This window comes from Prescottella defluvii (assembly GCF_000738775.1).
Taxonomy (GTDB): Bacteria; Actinomycetota; Actinomycetes; order Mycobacteriales; family Mycobacteriaceae; genus Prescottella; species Prescottella defluvii.
In genome coordinates, this window is the sequence record NZ_JPOC01000008.1 from 158,108 (window position 1) to 173,734 (window position 15,627).

The 15,627-nt window shown below is 70.0% G+C and carries 15 protein-coding genes; 6 read left to right on the forward strand and 9 right to left on the reverse strand.

Annotated elements, in window-relative coordinates:
* Nucleotides 1-87: 87 nt before the first annotated feature.
* On the forward strand, nucleotides 88-504 hold the full coding sequence (locus IJ15_RS0103685; RefSeq protein ID WP_156112003.1) for a hypothetical protein: 417 nt from the start codon (nucleotides 88-90) through the stop codon (nucleotides 502-504).
* A gap of 33 nt (nucleotides 505-537) precedes the next feature.
* On the opposite strand, the gene IJ15_RS0103690 is transcribed toward IJ15_RS0103685, so the two are convergent.
* The 4 genes from IJ15_RS0103690 to IJ15_RS0103705 are packed head-to-tail and all read right to left on the reverse strand — an operon-like array spanning nucleotide 538 to nucleotide 5,036.
* The gene (locus IJ15_RS0103690; protein WP_081880557.1) at nucleotides 538-1,533 is read right to left on the reverse strand and encodes an AurF N-oxygenase family protein; all 996 of its coding nucleotides are present in this window, start codon (nucleotides 1,531-1,533) and stop codon (nucleotides 538-540) included.
* A complete protein-coding gene (locus IJ15_RS0103695) occupies nucleotides 1,530-2,462 on the reverse strand; it encodes a prephenate dehydrogenase/arogenate dehydrogenase family protein (protein ID WP_031936996.1) in 933 nt (310 codons plus the stop codon). The genes IJ15_RS0103690 and IJ15_RS0103695 overlap by 4 nt, the downstream gene beginning before the upstream one ends.
* Nucleotides 2,459-4,657 (reverse strand): aminodeoxychorismate synthase component I, encoded by a 2,199-nt coding sequence (gene pabB, locus IJ15_RS0103700; RefSeq protein WP_031936997.1) that lies wholly within the window; start codon nucleotides 4,655-4,657, stop codon nucleotides 2,459-2,461. Before pabB ends, IJ15_RS0103695 begins: the two co-directional genes overlap by 4 nt.
* Before the next feature lie 7 nt (nucleotides 4,658-4,664).
* Nucleotides 4,665-5,036, reverse strand: a complete 372-nt coding sequence (locus tag IJ15_RS0103705; RefSeq protein ID WP_031936998.1) for a chorismate mutase family protein — start codon at nucleotides 5,034-5,036, stop codon at nucleotides 4,665-4,667.
* A 459-nt stretch (nucleotides 5,037-5,495) separates the two neighbouring features.
* On the opposite strand from IJ15_RS0103705, the gene IJ15_RS0103710 reads away from it, so the two are divergent.
* Nucleotides 5,496-6,752: a lipase family protein gene (locus IJ15_RS0103710; RefSeq protein ID WP_081880558.1), complete on the forward strand. Its 1,257-nt coding sequence runs from the start codon at nucleotides 5,496-5,498 to the stop codon at nucleotides 6,750-6,752.
* A 128-nt stretch (nucleotides 6,753-6,880) separates the two neighbouring features.
* Here the strand turns inward: IJ15_RS0103710 and IJ15_RS0103715 are convergent, their stop codons facing one another.
* Nucleotides 6,881-7,219, reverse strand: coding sequence for an RNA polymerase-binding protein RbpA (locus IJ15_RS0103715; protein ID WP_031937000.1), 339 nt, complete (start codon nucleotides 7,217-7,219; stop codon nucleotides 6,881-6,883).
* A 172-nt stretch (nucleotides 7,220-7,391) separates the two neighbouring features.
* Between IJ15_RS0103715 and IJ15_RS0103720 the strand changes: the two genes are divergently transcribed.
* From IJ15_RS0103720 to IJ15_RS0103730, 3 genes are all read left to right on the forward strand, one after another.
* The gene (locus IJ15_RS0103720; protein ID WP_031937001.1) at nucleotides 7,392-7,724 is read left to right on the forward strand and encodes a hypothetical protein; all 333 of its coding nucleotides are present in this window, start codon (nucleotides 7,392-7,394) and stop codon (nucleotides 7,722-7,724) included.
* Between the two features lie 64 nt (nucleotides 7,725-7,788).
* The gene (locus tag IJ15_RS0103725; RefSeq protein ID WP_031937002.1) at nucleotides 7,789-7,959 is read left to right on the forward strand and encodes a hypothetical protein; all 171 of its coding nucleotides are present in this window, start codon (nucleotides 7,789-7,791) and stop codon (nucleotides 7,957-7,959) included.
* Between the two features lie 5 nt (nucleotides 7,960-7,964).
* Nucleotides 7,965-9,461 (forward strand): bifunctional aminoglycoside phosphotransferase/ATP-binding protein, encoded by a 1,497-nt coding sequence (locus IJ15_RS0103730; RefSeq protein WP_031937003.1) that lies wholly within the window; start codon nucleotides 7,965-7,967, stop codon nucleotides 9,459-9,461.
* On the opposite strand, the gene IJ15_RS0103735 is transcribed toward IJ15_RS0103730, so the two are convergent.
* Nucleotides 9,458-10,426: an Acg family FMN-binding oxidoreductase gene (locus tag IJ15_RS0103735; RefSeq protein WP_031937004.1), complete on the reverse strand. Its 969-nt coding sequence runs from the start codon at nucleotides 10,424-10,426 to the stop codon at nucleotides 9,458-9,460. The genes IJ15_RS0103730 and IJ15_RS0103735 overlap by 4 nt on opposite strands.
* A gap of 108 nt (nucleotides 10,427-10,534) precedes the next feature.
* Between IJ15_RS0103735 and IJ15_RS0103740 the strand changes: the two genes are divergently transcribed.
* Nucleotides 10,535-11,392 carry a universal stress protein gene (locus IJ15_RS0103740; protein ID WP_031937005.1) on the forward strand — a complete coding sequence of 286 codons (858 nt, stop codon included), beginning with the start codon at nucleotides 10,535-10,537 and terminating at the stop codon, nucleotides 11,390-11,392.
* Here the strand turns inward: IJ15_RS0103740 and IJ15_RS0103745 are convergent, their stop codons facing one another.
* The 3 genes from IJ15_RS0103745 to IJ15_RS0103755 all read right to left on the reverse strand — a co-directional run bounded on the left by IJ15_RS0103745 (nucleotide 11,393) and on the right by IJ15_RS0103755 (nucleotide 15,440).
* On the reverse strand, nucleotides 11,393-12,289 hold the full coding sequence (locus IJ15_RS0103745) for a universal stress protein (RefSeq protein ID WP_051918476.1): 897 nt from the start codon (nucleotides 12,287-12,289) through the stop codon (nucleotides 11,393-11,395).
* A 24-nt stretch (nucleotides 12,290-12,313) separates the two neighbouring features.
* On the reverse strand, nucleotides 12,314-14,788 hold the full coding sequence (locus IJ15_RS0103750) for a glycoside hydrolase family 65 protein (RefSeq protein WP_231569410.1): 2,475 nt from the start codon (nucleotides 14,786-14,788) through the stop codon (nucleotides 12,314-12,316).
* A gap of 136 nt (nucleotides 14,789-14,924) precedes the next feature.
* Nucleotides 14,925-15,440: an MFS transporter gene (locus IJ15_RS0103755; protein WP_231569411.1), complete on the reverse strand. Its 516-nt coding sequence runs from the start codon at nucleotides 15,438-15,440 to the stop codon at nucleotides 14,925-14,927.
* Nucleotides 15,441-15,627: the final 187 nt, after the last annotated feature.

Here is a 15,627-nt window from a genome sequence, read left to right on the forward strand (position 1 = left end):
ACCACCGATCCGCAGCGGAGGAGACCGGCAGGGACTAGCGTCGAACGCACTGGATCGTCTTTCCGTCCACACAGTTTGGAGAGCGCCATGAATCTTCCGAAGGCCACGAACCTCGCGCTGGCCGCGAAGGCTGCGGCCGCGTCGGGTCTCGTCGTCGTCGCGCTCGGGGCCGGAGTCGGCACCGCCACCGCCACTGCGGCGCCCGCCGCCGCACCCGGCGACGTCGCCGTCCCGTCCGCGACACCCGTCGTCGACAAGCAGACGGCACAGGACAACCTCATGCGCGAGATCGCGGTGGGATGGGAACGCGGCGGCCCGGCCGCCATGGCGACGGGTGTCGGTACCGGACTCGGGATCGGCTGCGTGTCGATCTTCCCGAACTTCATCGCCGGCTGCATCCTCGGCGCCGGGATCGGCGCGGCCGTCGGCGCCTACAACGGGATCACGACCTCGAATCCCGCGGTGGAACCGGCGTTCTACGAATGGCTCAACGCCACACCGTGAGCGAGCGGACGACCCGGTAGCCCTACCGGTGTCTCACCACCGGTAGGGGACGTCGTCGCTCACCCCGAGGTCGTCGCACAGGCGGCGGATCGCACTGCAGTCCTGCACCAACTGCTGCCGGCCGGCCTCGTGGGCAGCATCGGCCACCATCGCCGGGCCGCCTCGGACGTTCTCCGCCTCCATCACCGCCGTCCACGTCGCGAAGTCGTTGGCGCGGAACGCCTCGAGTCCGTCGGCCAACCCGGCGAGCAGGATCCGCCGGTCGTCGCCGTCGAGACGCTCGAACACGATCTTCAACAGTTCCCCGGCGATCGACGAGTGGCAGTACTCGTCCCGCCGGTGCAGCACCACCGTCGCCCGGTTGACCGGTTGCACGTTGTCGTCGTCGGTCATCAACCCAAGATACGCACTGATCGAGGTCTCCGCGACGGTCGTGAACGCCAGGCTCACCAGCGCCGACTCCCGGGCGGTGTCCGCGGCGGCGACGGCCGCGTGATGCCGGCGCACGGTGGGCCCGTACGGAAGTCGGCCCTCGGTCAGCTGCCAGCCCCGACGCCGCCGGGTCAGTGCGCTCGCATTGAGGTGCATCAGCGTGTGGTACTGCTCGTCGACCATCGCCTGCAGCGTCGCGACTGTGAGGGTGTCGCCCAGTCCGGTCCCGAACGCGTCCTGCGACAGCAGCCGGAAGCCCGGATTGACCACGTACTGTTCGACGTCCATCACGTTCTTGTTGTAGGCGATCCACGCCCAGGCCAGGATCCGGCCGCGGGTGGGCTCGTCCAGACCGCGGAACCGGTCGTGGTCGTGGAACGGGAGCAACGCCTCGGGGTAGTCCGCCTTGGCCGGGTCGAACAGCTCGTCCAGGTCGGGTTCGGGTCGCTTCACCGTCGCCCGCCGCGGCCAACTCCCGGCCAGGCTCTCGATGATCGCGCTCTCGACCGGGTCCGACGGATCGAACGGCGGCAGCGACGGCAGTCGCAGCAGCGTCTCGTGGTCGGCGGCCTCGTCGCCGAACGGGTTGTCGGTCACCGCGTCCCCCCGTTCCCGTGCGGCGGTTCACGCAGCCCCGCGAAGAGGTCCGCGCACAGTCGCCGATAGTCCTCGACCCGATCCCCGAGGGGGCCGACGGCGTCGGCCATGAGGACCCCGAAGTCCCGCTCGTCACCGCGGTCGACCACCTCCGACAGCCGGGACAGCCCGGATGCCAGCGCCGCCCGCGCCCGGGCGGCGGACGGATTGCCCGCCTGTACATCGTGGTAGACCTCCGGCGCCCCGGACCCGACACGCGCGAGCAGCGCCAGCAACGTCGTGTGCGGCGGCGGCGCGAGCGCGGCCGCCGTGCCCGGGTCGACGCCCAATTCGGCCAACGCCAGCCCGAACGCCAGCACACCCGCGTGCGTCAGCGCCTGCGTCGCCGCCGCGACCCGGTCGTGTTCGTCGGCACTGACCCGGACCACCCGGGCGCCCCAGTCGCCGACCGTGCCCAGGAACCGGTCCACCGCCGGCGCGGGCCGATGGATCACCGCGGCCACCGGCCGTCCCGCCATCCCCAACCCGGGTGCGAACATCGGATTGATCCCCACCGCAGACCATCCCGGCCCGGCGTCGAGCAGCACCCGGTGGATCCGTGTCTTCACCGACAGCGTCTCGACCAGCAGAGCACCCGGCCGCAGGATCCGGCTCAGCGTGGGCACCGCCGCGATCGCGACCTGTTCGGGCACCGCCAGCACCACCGTGTCGGCGCCGGCGAGCACCCCGCGCACCGCCGCGTCCGGCGCGATCACGTCCCCGGTGACCCGGCCCGCGTCGTCGCCCGGACCGGTCTCGTCGGCCCGGTCGACGACCGTGACGTGGCCGTCGCCGCCGGCGCGCAGCAGCGCCACCAGCATCGACCCGACCGCACCGCCGCCGCCCACGACCGCGAGACGGCCGGTCACCCGGTCCACCGGCGCCGTCATCGGTCCCTGCCGTCGGAGCTCTCACCGTCGGGGCTCGTGGTCACCGACAGGCACCGCCGCATCGTCACGGCCTTGACCATCGTCTCCTCGAGTTCCTCCTCCGGATCCGACAGCGCCACGATCGCACCGCCCACCCCGAACGTCACGCGGTCGTCGGTTGCGACCATCGTCCGGATGACGATCGAGAAGTCGGCCGTCCCGTTGATCGAGAAGTAGCCGATGGCACCGGAATACACCCCGCGCGGCCCCTCCTCGAGCTTGTCGATGATCTCCATCGTGCGCAGCTTCGGGGCGCCGGTCATCGATCCGCCGGGGAACGCGGCCCGCACGCACGCCACCGTCGACACGTCGTCGCGCAGGGTCCCGCGGACCGTCGAGACCAATTGGTGCACCGGGGCGTACGTTTCGACGTCGAACAGCTTCGGCACGTGCACCGACCCCGGGACACACACCCGGGACAGGTCGTTGCGCACCAGGTCGACGATCATCAGGTTCTCCGCGCGGTCCTTCTCGCTGTCGAGCAGGTCCTGTCGCAGCGCCGCATCCTGCTCGGGTCGCGCATCACGGGGCCGGGTGCCCTTGATCGGCTTCGATTCGACGACCCGGTCAACCCCGATCCGCAGGAACCGCTCCGGCGACGCGCTGAGCACCGCCACCCCCGAGAACTGCAGCAGCGCACTGTACGGGGTGGGGCTGATCTCGCGCAGCGTCTCGTAACTCTGCAGCGGATCGATCACCCGATCCACCGTCGCGGCATTCGTCAGGCACACCTCGTACGACTCACCGGACCGGATCTCGTCCAGGCACTGGCCGACCAGCGCCAGATACTCGTCGCGGTCGTGCCGCAGCCGTGGCTCGGTGTCGTCCTCGAGCTTGACGAGCGGATGCGGGGGAGGAGACTCCACCGCCTCGTCCAGTTCACCGATCGCGGCCTCGATCGCCTCGAACCACTCCGGTACCCGCGGATCGTCGGGGTCCTCACTGAGCGCGAGCAGGTAGCAGCGGCCACCGAGGTGGTCGATCACCACCGCCCGGTCGGCGAACACGAACGCCGCGTCGGCCGTCGGCGACGTGTGCACCAACTGACTGCCGGCGTCGGCCTTGAGTTCGTAGCCGAGGTAGCCGACGTAACCGAGGCCGAACGCGAACGGCAGGTCCGGGATCGGCGGCACGGCGCGGTCCCGCAACTGCTCGTCGATGTAGTCGAAGAACCGTTGGTGCACCGACTCCACAGGGCGGCCGCCGCGGTGCACACAGACCGTCGTCTCCGCCACCCGGTACGTGACGTACTCGGCCAACGGACCCGAACAGTCGCCCATCACCGAGAAACGTGACTCCGGTTCGTTCGCGGCGCTGCCGTCCAGCCAGAAGCTGTCCGGTCCGTCCGCGAACAGCCGGCTGTACACGTCCTGCGGATCGACGGCGCGATCCACCCGCCGCGAGTGCACGACGTACCGCGACCCCGCCGTCGGCGGGGTTCCTGCCTCGGGAAACTCTGCCGGCTCTGCTGCCTCCGAAGACTCTGGAGACGCCGAAGTCTCTGAAGACGCCGAAGTCTCCGCGGCCGCGGCATCCGCGGAACGGGTCGTCACCGGCCGTGACGGCGACCGGCCGGACCGTGTCGGCGTCAGGTCCCGGAAGTTGCCCATCAGTTCGCGCCCGTACTGCGTGCAGATCGACTCCGGATGGAACTGCACGCCCCACAGCGGTTGCCGGCGATGCTTCGCGGCCATGACGAGGCCGTCGTCCGTCCAGGCCTGCTGCTCGAGTTCCGGCGGCAGGGACTCGACGATCAGCGAGTGGTAGCGCACGGCCTGGAACGGGGAGGGGATGCCGGAGAAGATCCCGGCGCCGTCGTGCCGGATCGGTGACAGCCGGCCGTGCATCGGCTCCGGCGCCAGCTCGACCTTGCTGCCGAACAGATGGCACAGACCCTGGTGCCCCAGGCACACGCCGAGCACCGGAATTTCCCGATTCGCGATGGCGCGGGCACTGACGCCGAAGTCCCGCTTGCGATCCGGACGCCCCGGGCCGGGCGAGACCACGATGTTGTCGAAGGACTGCACATCCACCGATGCCCAGTCCACATCGTTCTTCACCACACACGGTGGTTCGCCGTTCACCCCGGCCAGCAGGCTGTAGAGGTTGTAGGTGAACGAGTCGTAGTTGTCGATCAGGAGCGTGCGGGTCGACATGGCGCCGTCAGCTCGTTACCCGGTTCGCGTCGCCGTCCGCCCCGATGACGACGTCCTCGACGCGGCACGTCTCGCCGATCATCAGGTCGTACAGTCGGCGGAGGAACTCCGGTGACAACCCGTTCGCGTGAGCGAACTCGGCGGCCCGCGCCTGCACCAGGTCAACGCGACTCGGCTGCATCATCGGAATTCCCTGGTGGCGCTTGACCTCGGCGATCCGGACACACACGTCGACCCGGTCACGGATGTCCTCGAGCAGTCGGCGGTCGATGGCGTCGAGTTCGGCTCGCAACTGCACCAGTCCCGGCTGGTCGGTAGCGATCCGCCCCGGGTGTATCCCTGCGGTGTCGGCTCTCTCCGAGCCGTTGGTGTCGTCCATGCGCCACCTCGCCTTACGTCTGTGGGACCGGCGCGGTAGTTCTTCGAGCCATCGCGTCAGCCGATTCCGCTAGCTGTGTGCGTTCCCTTCATGATGGCACGGGGGACAGAGCGAGGCGAATCCTTACCGCATATCGGATGGCGGTCCGGTGGGTCATCGAACAGTTCGGTGACGGTGCGGTCACGACCTGCTCCGTTGTTTCCGGATCCGATTGCGCCGCGCCCGCCCGTGCTGTATCCGGACGACGAATACTGCCGTCGCACAATGTCGTTCACCGGATTCCCGTGCCGCGCCGGGAGGTTCGCTTAGGCTGAGTCGCCGACCGGTCGAATGACCACGGCGGGAGCATATTTCGGCATTCGGGGAAACACCCGGAAACTCCCACAAAACACAATTCGGCAATAACGCACAATTCGAGAATGGAGTCCGGGGATCTCGGGACTCCGGGGGAGGATATCGATGCCGTTCCTGGCACGCCCGCCACAATCACCACCGTCCCGGACGCGGTCCGCCGCGGCCCGCGGCCTCGTGTTCGCCGCGGCCCTCGCGATCGGCTGCGTGAGCGTCGTCGCGCCGACGACGGTCTCGGCGTCACCGATCTATCCGGTCGCCGACCCCGACCCCTTCTACAGTCAGCAGGACGCCACGAACGGCACGATCCCCGGGGACGTCCTCGCCGTCCGCCGCATGCCGCCGCTGCCGCAGTTCCCGAACACGTCGGTGTGGCAGATCAAGTTCCGATCGACGAACTCCGCGAACCGGCCGATCGCCGCCGTCACCACCGTCCTCGCACCGGAGGGCAAGCAACCCGACGGCCCCCTGCTGTCACTCCAGCACATCATCAACGCCCTCGGCGCGACCTGCGCCCCGTCGCGGGCGCTCTACACCGCCGATCCCAACCTGATGATCCGCGAGGCACCGGCCCTCAACGTCGCACTCGCCCGCGGTTGGACCGTCGCCCTACCCGACCACTTGGGCCCCACCAGTGCGTACGGCGCGGCTCGCCTGGGCGGGCAGATCACCCTCGACGGAGTCCGCGCGGCGCAGCGCGTGCCAGAGCTGGGACTGGCCGGAAGCCCGATCGGCCTGGCGGGGTACTCCGGCGGGGCGATGGCCACCTCGTTCGCCGCGGCGCTCGCCCCCTCGTACGCGCCCGAACTCGACATCGTCGGGGTCGCCTCCGGTGGGGCGCCGATGAACATCGGCAAGATGGCACAGGCGCTGGGCACCACCCCCCACCCCGCATTCGGGCTGGCACTCGCGGCCGCGATCGGGCTCGAACGGGAGTACCCGGACCTGCTGCCCATCAGCGCCCAACTCAACGACAAGGGGATCGCGATGCGCAACGCGGTCGCCGACGCCTGCACCAACGACATCCTCACCACCGGCGCAGGACACAGCGCAGCGGAGATCTCCCGGGCCACCGACCTGCTCACCAGCCCGGCCGCCGCGGCGGTACTCGCCGACAACAGCGTCGAGCAGTATCCGGGCGTGCCCACCGCGCCGCTGTACGAATGGCACAGCCCCACCGACGCGCTGATCCCCGTCGACTCGATCGTCGCGACCGTGCAGCGGTACTGCCGGGCCGGCGCGAGGGTCGAATCGGAGTTGTTCCCGAGCCCGGACCATCTCACCACCGCGGTACTGGGGGCGCCGCGAGCCCTGGACTACCTCGACGCCCGGTTCCGCGGGGAACCCGCACCGAGCAACTGCTGATCGGGCGTTTCCACCGGGAAACACGTCCGTCCGGGTCGGGGCGCCCCGTACACCGCGGCCGGAACGGACAGCGGCGCCGTCACGGAAGATTTCCGTGACGGCGCCGCCGAAGTGTTCGTGCTAGCGGACTATGCGCCGCGTCGCTTCGCCTTGAGCAGGTCCAGGCGCTCCTTGAGCAGTTCCTCGAGCTCCTCCACCGAACGACGCTCCAGCAGCATGTCCCAGTGGGTGCGCGGGGGCTTGACCTTCTTCGCCTCGGGCGCGGTGCCCTCCAGCAGGGTGCCCTCGAGGCCGTTCTTGCACATCCAGGTGCCGGGGATCTCGGCCTCGTCGGCGAACGGGACGTCGAACTCCTCACCGTTGTCACACCGGTAACGAGCCATACGACGGGGCGCCAGATCGTGGTCGCGGTCGGTCTCGTAGCTCACCGCACCGAGTCGGCTGCCTCGAAGTACTCGATCTGCCATGGGGTGTCCTCTCCTCGTTCTTCCGCCGCGCCAGCTCGCCTGCAATGGCGCACCGAGCGTTCACAACCCTCTACAACGTCCCGGAATCCCGAAACGTTCCCGAGCCTCACGTGAATGCAACCGCCCCATCTTACCGGGAAGGCCTGCAGGGCCCGCAGTAAGGTGTGCGTCCATGGCCGTAGCTTCCCGAAGACCCGAATCCTGCGTGTGGTGCGGCCGCGCGGTGGCCCCCGCAGGAATCGGACGCCGCCGCCGATACTGCCGCCAATCGTGCCGCCAGCGCGCCTACGAGCAGCGCAACGCCGTCAAGGGCACATCCATTCCGACCGACGCGGTCGTCCTGACCACGGACGAGGCCTCGGCCCTGTCCGACCGGATGTTCGAGTTACGGTGCGCGGCGGAGGATGTCGCCACGGCCGTCGCCGAGGACGCCGATCGGACCGAACTCGGCGCGCTCGCCGACCGGTTGGTCGCGATGGCGCGGGCCGCCGAACGTTTCCGCTGACCCCGCGCGGCCACCCGCACTACCGTGGAGGGTGCCAGCGTGGAGTGGACCGAAAGGAACCGTCATGACGACCCCGGAGCACCAGCCACACGACCCGAGCGATCACCCGCACGTCCACGGCAAGGACTGCGGCCACGAGACCGTCCAGCACGGCGACCACGTCGACTACCTTCACGACGGCCATCGCCACGCCGAACACGAAGGCCACTACGACGAGCACGGCGAGGCCGGCTGACCTCGTTGGACCCCGCACCGGATCGGCCCTTCGCCGCACTACGGGAGACGCACTCCGGGGTGGTGATCCTCCTCGGCGACCGCGTGTACAAGTCCAAGAAGCCGATCCGCACGGAGTTCCTCGACTTCCGCACCCGCGCCGCCCGCCGCACGGCGTGTGACCGCGAGGTGGAGTTGAATCGCCGGCTCGCCCCCGACGTGTACCTCGGCGTGTCCGAACTCGGCGACCCGGGCGGCGGCGACGGGGAGCCGCTGGTGGTGATGCGGCGGATGCCCGACCCGGCACGGCTGTCGACGATCGTGGCCGCCACCGCACCGGACTCCGTGCCGTCCGCGGTGCACGCGCAGATCGACGCGATCGCCGAGATCGTCGCCGACTTCCACCGCGGCGCCGATCGCGGGCCCACGATCGACCGCGAGGGCACCGCCGACGCGGTGCGGCGGCGGTGGCACGACAACATCCGCGAGACACGCCAGCTCGACCAGAGCGTTCTCGCCGCGGATCGGCTCGACCGCCTCCGACGTGCCGTCGACCGGTACCTGGACGGGCGCGGGCCGCTGTTCGCTGCCCGGATCGCCGAACGTCGCATCGTCGACGGGCACGCCGACCTGCTCGCCGACGACATCTTCTGTCTCGCCGACGGCCCCCGCATCCTGGACTGTCTCGAGTTCGACGACAGGCTCCGCTACGTCGACGGACTCGATGACACGGCCTGCCTCGCAATGGATCTCGAATTCCTCGGCTACCCGGAGCTCGGGACACGCCTGCTCCGGCGCTACACCTCGCGGATCGGTGACACCGCGCCGGCGTCGCTCGAGCACCACTACATCGCCTACCGCGCGTTCATGCGCGCCAAGGTCGACTGCGTGCGATACCTCCAGGGGCGCGACGACTCCGCGCAGGACGCCCGCCGCCACCTCGCGCTCGCCGAATCGCACCTCGCCCGCGGTGCGGTTCGCCTCGCGCTCGTCGGTGGTGTCCCCGCGACCGGAAAATCGACCGTGGCATCCCGCCTGGCCGACGCGACCGGCGCCGTGCTGGTGTCGAGCGACCGGATCCGGCGGGAAATCTTCGCCGACGACCGCGCCGCGAGGCCGTCCGCCGGCTACCGCACCGGCCGCTACTCCCCGGAATCGACCGCGCTCGTCTACGCGACGATGCTCGACCACGCCATGCAGGCACTGAACCACGGCCGGTCGGTCGTGCTCGACGCCTCGTGGAGCGACGAGACGCTGCGCCGACACGCCTCCGAAACGGCCACCCGGGCCCACGCCGACCTGCTGTCACTGCGGTGCACCGTGCCCGCCGACGTCGCCGCCGCCCGGCTGCGGGAGCGGGCCGCCGCCCGTCGGGACCCCGACTCGGAGGCCACGCCCGCGGTGGCGACCGCGATGGCCGCCGACCTCGACCCGTGGCCCGGTGTCACCGACATCGACACCACCGGAACCGTCGAGCACTCCGTCCGGATCGCCCTCGACCGGTGGGCCGCCGACCCCGACTAGACGCCCGCGTCACGCCACACGTCGTCGAGGCGACGCCGACCGGTTCTCTGCACCACGACGCCGCCCGCCGACGGTTCCCCGATCCGCACCACCACCTGCGGGAACCGGGTCCCACGCCCGCGCGACCCCGCGGCCGCCCGCACCATCTCGCGGCTCGCCGCGATCTCCGTCAGGTGCGTCAGCGAACACGTCGCCAGACCCCGCACCGTCGCGTCGAGCAGCAACTCCGACAGCGCCTCACCGCACCGCAGCCAGTCCAACCGGGTGTCCGACTCGGTGCCGAGCACCGCCAACGCCGCCCGGTCCGGACCGGAACCCGACTCCAGCGTGCCGTGAGGAAAACGGCGCGCCACCTCCACGACCCCGTCGTCGGGCAGCGCACCGGTCGGCACACCGACGACCTCGTCGGAGTGGCCGGTCCACCAGAACAACTCGGCGTGATAGGCCGCGTCGTGCCGGCGCAGCGCCGCACTCACCCGGGTCGCCTCCGCCAACCGGCTCGGCCCGTCCGCCCCGAGCACCGTCATCGACACCGCATGCCGGCCGACGACACCGTCGAGCCCGGCCAGGGCGGCGGACGCCGGCGGACCGAACACACGACGGTCCGTCCACCGCCCCTCGACCACGGCACACAACGCCCGGGACCGGTCCGACGCACCGCCCGGCACGAACGCCACCGACGCCAGCAGCAGCGGATTCCCCGGATCCGGGAGACGCTCGATCCGCACCCCGAACCCGTGCGCGGCGACCGACACCTCGAGATGATGCAGCATCGCACCGCAACTGATCACCATCTGCCGGGCCGACGGATCCACGACCGGCAGCGCACGGGTGCGGTCGGCATGCAGTTCCAGGCTGCCGCAGCTGAAAACCCACGACCACGGCTGACTGTTGTGCAGGGACGGTGCCCGGCGCGCAGCCGACACCGCGTCGCGGATCGCGTCGGGAGCCGTGCGAGCGGCCATGACCACAGTGTCGTCCCGCACGAACCGGGCGGCAAGACACCGCAAACAGCTGTGCCGCCCGGACCGCCCGGTGTTAGCTGGGACGAGAGCCGATTCGAAGGAGACCCGATGCGCAGCACCCCGATCGTCGTCGGCGTCGACGGCTCCGCCAGTGCACGCGACGCGGTGTGCTGGGCCGCTCAGGAAGCCGCGATCCGTGGCGACACGCTGACCCTGGTCACCAGCGTCAGCGCGGGCGGGATCGGGATGTCGTCACCGTTCACCGACGACCTGCGCCTCGCCGGCGACCGCGCCCTGGCCGACGCCGTCGCGCTGGTGGACGCGACCACCGGAACGGCCGTCGACACCATCACCGAAACGGTGAACCTGACCCCGGTGCACGCACTGATGGAACACGACGCGACCGCACGGATGATCGTGCTCGGCACCCGCGGGCTGGGGGAGTTCACCGGGGGACTGATCGGCTCGGTGACCTCCGCCGTCGTCCACCACGCCACCTGCCCGGTCGTCGTCGTCGCGGGCTGGCCCCGTCCCGGAGAACCCGACTTCGACGGCCCCGTCGTCCTGGGAGTCGACGGCACCGCTGCCAGCGACCCGGCCACCGACGCGGCCTTCGAGGAAGCGTCCCTGCACCGCGCCGGCCTCCTCGCCCTGCACGCCTGGTCCGATCGTGACGTCCTGGCCGGCCCGGACACCGCCGAATGGGCCGAGATCGCCGCCGCCGAACAGGCCGCCCTCACCGAACGGCTCGCGCCGTGGCGGGACCGGTACCCGGATGTCGCGGTGCGGCAGGTGATCGTGCGGGACCGCCCGGCCCGCAACCTGCTCATGTACGGCGCCGGCGCCCGACTGATCGTCGTCGGCACCCGCGGCCGCGGCGGGTTCCGCAGCTTGACGCTCGGATCGACCAGCGCCGCGCTGCTGCGCACCGTCTCCCTGCCTCTGATGGTGGTCCGGTCCCGCTGATCAGCGACAGATCATCACCGGGCACGGCGAATGATGCAGCAGATTCTGGCTCGTCGAACCGAGCAGCGCACCGGTGAGCCGGCTCCGCCCGCGGCTACCGACCACCACCATCCGCGCCCGCTGTGCCTGCTCGAGCAGGACCCGACCGGCACTGCCCTGCACGAGTATCGACTCGACCTCCACATCCGGAAACGCCGACCCGTGCCCGGCGAGACTCTCGGCGACCACCGCCTGCTCACCCGCCTCGACCGCCGACCAGTCCACCAACCGGAACGCACCGTGCCGCTCCACCCGCCGGCCCGGACCCCACGCATGAACCGCGACCAGCGAAGCACCCAGCACGGACGCGTACCGGAACGCCGTCGAGATCGCCCGCACACTCAACTCGCTGCCGTCCACACCCACCACGACCGGCCGCGGATCCGCCGACACCGGCGCCCCACCGCGGCACACCAGCACCGGACACCGCGCATGATTGGCCACCCGTTGCCCGGTCGACCCCACCAGCGCCGCACCGACCGTCCCGGCACCCGTCGCGCCGAGCACCAGCAACTCCGCGTCCGCACTCGAGTCGAGCAACGCTGCCGTCGGCGGACCGGGGCACGTCGCCGTCGTCGCCTCGAGACCGGCGAACTCGGCCTCGAGCACGCCCCGCGCACGCCCGAGCAGCTCCCGTCCCTCCGCCTCCAACTTCTCCGTGAACTGCGCCTGGATCAGGACGGCTGCCTCACTCAGGTACACCCCCGGGCTGGGCAGCGCGTGCATCACGTGCAGGGGAGCGGCGCGCCGGGTCGCGATCATCGCCGCCCACCGCAATCCGTCGAACGCCGCCGGCGACTCGTCGATCCCGACGACGACCCCGTCGAGCGCGGGCAGTGCGGCCGAATCCGGTGCCATGTCCAACCTCCTCACCAATCGTGCTCACGCCCCCTTCGAGTCCACACTCTCACCGATCCCACCGTCGAGGGGCGGCCCCGACGCCACCGGCGCGACGACCCGTTCGCCGGCCGCCACCTCGTGCACCACGCCGTCGATGTCGACCCGGATCGGTGGGGCAGCGCTCGCCCGCGTCGACACCGTCACCGCCGCATGATCACAGGTGACGTGAATCCAGTGCCCGCGGTAGCGAACATCGAACTCGAGACTCCGCAGCTCGGTCGGAAGCTGCGGATGCAGCCACAGCACGTCACCACGGATGTCGAACCCCGAATAGCACCGCTGGAGAATGTCGATGCTGCCGGCCATCGCCCCCAGGTGAATACCCTCACGCGTCGTCCCGCCCTGCGTGTCGGCGAGATCCGCCGCGAGCGAGCTACCCAACATCTCCCACGACTCACGCCGGTTCCCGCGAGCGAGCACCCACGCGTGCGCGACGCTGCTGAGCGTGGACCCGTGGGTGGTGCGCCCGAGATAGAACTCCACGGTGTCCGGAATCGCCGCCGGATCGAACGGATAGCCCAGGTCCCGGATCAGCGCAGTCAGTTCCTCCGCCGAGAACAGGTAGAGCAGCATCAGCACGTCCGCCTGCTTCGACACCCGGTAACGGATGCAACTGTCGTTCTCCGCCTCCAGGATCAGATCGAGACGGCCGATGTTGCCGTACCGCGCACGGTAGGCGTCCCAGTCCAACTCCGCGAGCGTGTCGTACCCCTCGAACTGGGCGAGCAACCCGTTGTCGAGGAAGCACAGCCGCAGCCGGTGCCGCAGGAAGTCCCACTGCTCGACCTCCTCGTCGGAGATCCGCAGCCGCTCCCACACCCCGGCGGCCTCGTTCTCGCCCAGGATCCGGTACGCGTCCAGCGCCCGAGCCAGCGCCCACGCCGTCATCACATTGACGTACGCGCTGTTGTCGATCCCGCCACCGGGGCGGTTCGGGTACCCGTCGTGGAACTCGTCGGGGCCCATCACACCGCGGATGTCGAACCGGTCCGCGGACGGGTCGTACACCGCCAGACTCGCCCAGAAACGGGCGTTCTCGACCAACAGTTCGGCACCGAACGCCGCCAGGAACCCCAGATCCGCGGAGGCCTCCCAGTAGTGCCAGACGTTGTAGGCGACCGCCAGACCGACGTGGTACTGCCGCCGGGAGTGATCGGCCATCCACCGTCCCGACCGTGGATTGAACAGCACGCGCGGTGTCTCCTCACGGCCGTCGCTGCCGCTCTGCCACGGAAACACCGCGCCCCGCAGCCCCTGCGCCGCCGCCAACCGCTGCGCCTGGGGGAGCCGCCGGAACCGGTACAGCAGCAGCGCCCGCGTCAACTCCGGAAGCCGCAGGTTCAGGAACGGGAACACGAACATCTCGTCCCAGAAGACGTGCCCCCGATACCCCTCACCGTGCAGACCACGCGCCGGCACACCGACGTCCAGATCCGCAGTGTGCGGAGAGAGCGTCTGCAGCACATGGAAAATCTGCACGTTCGCGGCCTGCCGGGTGCGGACATCCGAACCCAGATCAACCTCGAACCGATGCCACAACGCCGCCCACGCCTCCACATGGTCCGCAAGCAGACGCTCGAACGGGCACGCATTGTGGACCGACTCCCGCGCCGCCAGGAGCGGCTCCGAGATCGCCCGATCGCGCGACGTGTGAACCGAGACCGTCTTCTCGACCTCCACCGCCTGCCCCGCAACCACGTCCAGCACGATCCGATCACTGATCGCATTCGACTCGAGCCGGCGCGCGCGCTCCGGATCGACACCCATCCCGTCGACCCGCACCCGGGTCCGGGCCGCGAGAGCCACCTGCACCCGCGACTGGCTGGTCTCGGCACGAAGCCACACGACATCCGTGCCCGACGGCCCGACCGTCACCTCCGTCAGATGCCGATCCGCGAAGCGGGACAGATCCGGCACGTTGGTGTTGCGCACGGTGCCGTCGAGCGTCGACCGCACCGTCAACCGTCCGGACCAGTTCTCGGGCCGCAGCACCGTGTCCACCACCGCCAGATGCGGGTCGGCCATCGACACGATGCGACGCTCACGCAGCCGCGTCCGACGGCCCTGCGGGTCCACCAGCAGCGACTCACGCAGTAACAGTCCACCGCGCGTGTCGAGCCCGACATGGTGGTGCAGCGTCTCGAAATCGCCGCCGGGGGAGAGCCACTCACCGTCCTCGATCCGGAACGTCAACGCCGTCCAGTTCGGCAGGTTCACCAGGCTCTCGTCCTCGTGCCGGATGCCGTCGATCATCGAATCCAGCCGGTTGTAGCAGCCCGCGACGTAGACCCCCGGGTAGTGGATTCCGTCCGCCCGACTCTCAGACAGCGCACCGCGCGTCCCCAGGTAGCCGTTCGCAAGAGTGAGGAGTGATTCCCGGAGCCCCTCGGCAGTCGGGTCGTACCCGCGATACGTCAGCAGCCACGCCGCATCGCCGTCGACCGATTCCGTGAGCACGCACAGCGTGCACCCCGGATCGGGAGTCGCACCGACTGGAGGCACCGCGTCATTGTCCCACGCACACCCGCCCGCCGACTGGAAACAACCCCGACATTCGAACCCGTGCACGCCACCCCGTCCGGCCCTCCCGAGGTCAGCTGACAGGGACGTCGACCTCGGGACGCTGCCCAAGGTCGTTGTTCCGCGGCCTCTTGCGGTCTTCCTTCACCTGCAGGGCAAGCGTGACTGCCGCCAGTAGCGCAAACGCACAGCCGGTCCACATGGCAACCGCGGGATCGTTTCCGAAGATGCTGATCGTCAATGCGCTCACCGCGGTCCCGGCAGTGATGCCCAGAGTGATCAACGACGTATGGAAGGTGCTGACGAGGTTTCCGGTGCCCCCTACTTCGACGACGCGGGTCACCAGCGGCGGGTTCATGGAGACCCCTGCGAGCCCGACGATGAGCACCATGCCGAGGACCAGGGGTTGGACCTGCCCTGCCAGTGCGAGCACACCCAGCGAGGTGAAGAGCAGGGCGTGGCCGAACCGCAGAACGCCGACGGCATGCTTGTCTGCCAATTTCCCGACGATCAGGTTGCCGATGCGCTCAACCCGACGAACTGGCGCGACATGCCGAGCGTCGTACTCATCGCGGCTCACCCAGGTCAATACGTCATGTGACGTGATTGAGCCGCCGGGAGAGGACAGTGGAAGCGAAGGTCCATGAACGGGTGCCGGCCGGTGAATCCGTGATCAGCGACCAGCGGTGGCATGCCGGATTCAGCGGGCAATCGTCGGACACAACAGACGCACCCGCTTCGACGCCGAATCGCCACACGACGACTGCCCACGAGAT

Excerpts from the sequence above, each read along its gene's own strand:
- IJ15_RS0103735 (WP_031937004.1), bottom strand. The coding sequence starts at position 10,426 with ATGGCCGCTCGCACGGCTCCCGACGCGATCCGCGACGCGGTGTCGGCT.
- IJ15_RS0103705 (WP_031936998.1), bottom strand. The coding sequence starts at position 5,036 with ATGGACGACACCAACGGCTCGGAGAGAGCCGACACCGCAGGGATACAC.
- pabB (WP_031936997.1), bottom strand. The coding sequence starts at position 4,657 with ATGTCGACCCGCACGCTCCTGATCGACAACTACGACTCGTTCACCTAC.
- IJ15_RS0103715 (WP_031937000.1), bottom strand. The coding sequence starts at position 7,219 with ATGGCAGATCGAGTACTTCGAGGCAGCCGACTCGGTGCGGTGAGCTAC.
- IJ15_RS0103725 (WP_031937002.1), top strand. The coding sequence starts at position 7,789 with ATGACGACCCCGGAGCACCAGCCACACGACCCGAGCGATCACCCGCAC.
- IJ15_RS0103710 (WP_081880558.1), top strand. The coding sequence starts at position 5,496 with ATGCCGTTCCTGGCACGCCCGCCACAATCACCACCGTCCCGGACGCGG.
- IJ15_RS0103745 (WP_051918476.1), bottom strand. The coding sequence starts at position 12,289 with ATGGCACCGGATTCGGCCGCACTGCCCGCGCTCGACGGGGTCGTCGTC.
- IJ15_RS0103720 (WP_031937001.1), top strand. The coding sequence starts at position 7,392 with ATGGCCGTAGCTTCCCGAAGACCCGAATCCTGCGTGTGGTGCGGCCGC.
- IJ15_RS0103685 (WP_156112003.1), top strand. The coding sequence starts at position 88 with ATGAATCTTCCGAAGGCCACGAACCTCGCGCTGGCCGCGAAGGCTGCG.
- IJ15_RS0103695 (WP_031936996.1), bottom strand. The coding sequence starts at position 2,462 with ATGACGGCGCCGGTGGACCGGGTGACCGGCCGTCTCGCGGTCGTGGGC.
- IJ15_RS0103740 (WP_031937005.1), top strand. The coding sequence starts at position 10,535 with ATGCGCAGCACCCCGATCGTCGTCGGCGTCGACGGCTCCGCCAGTGCA.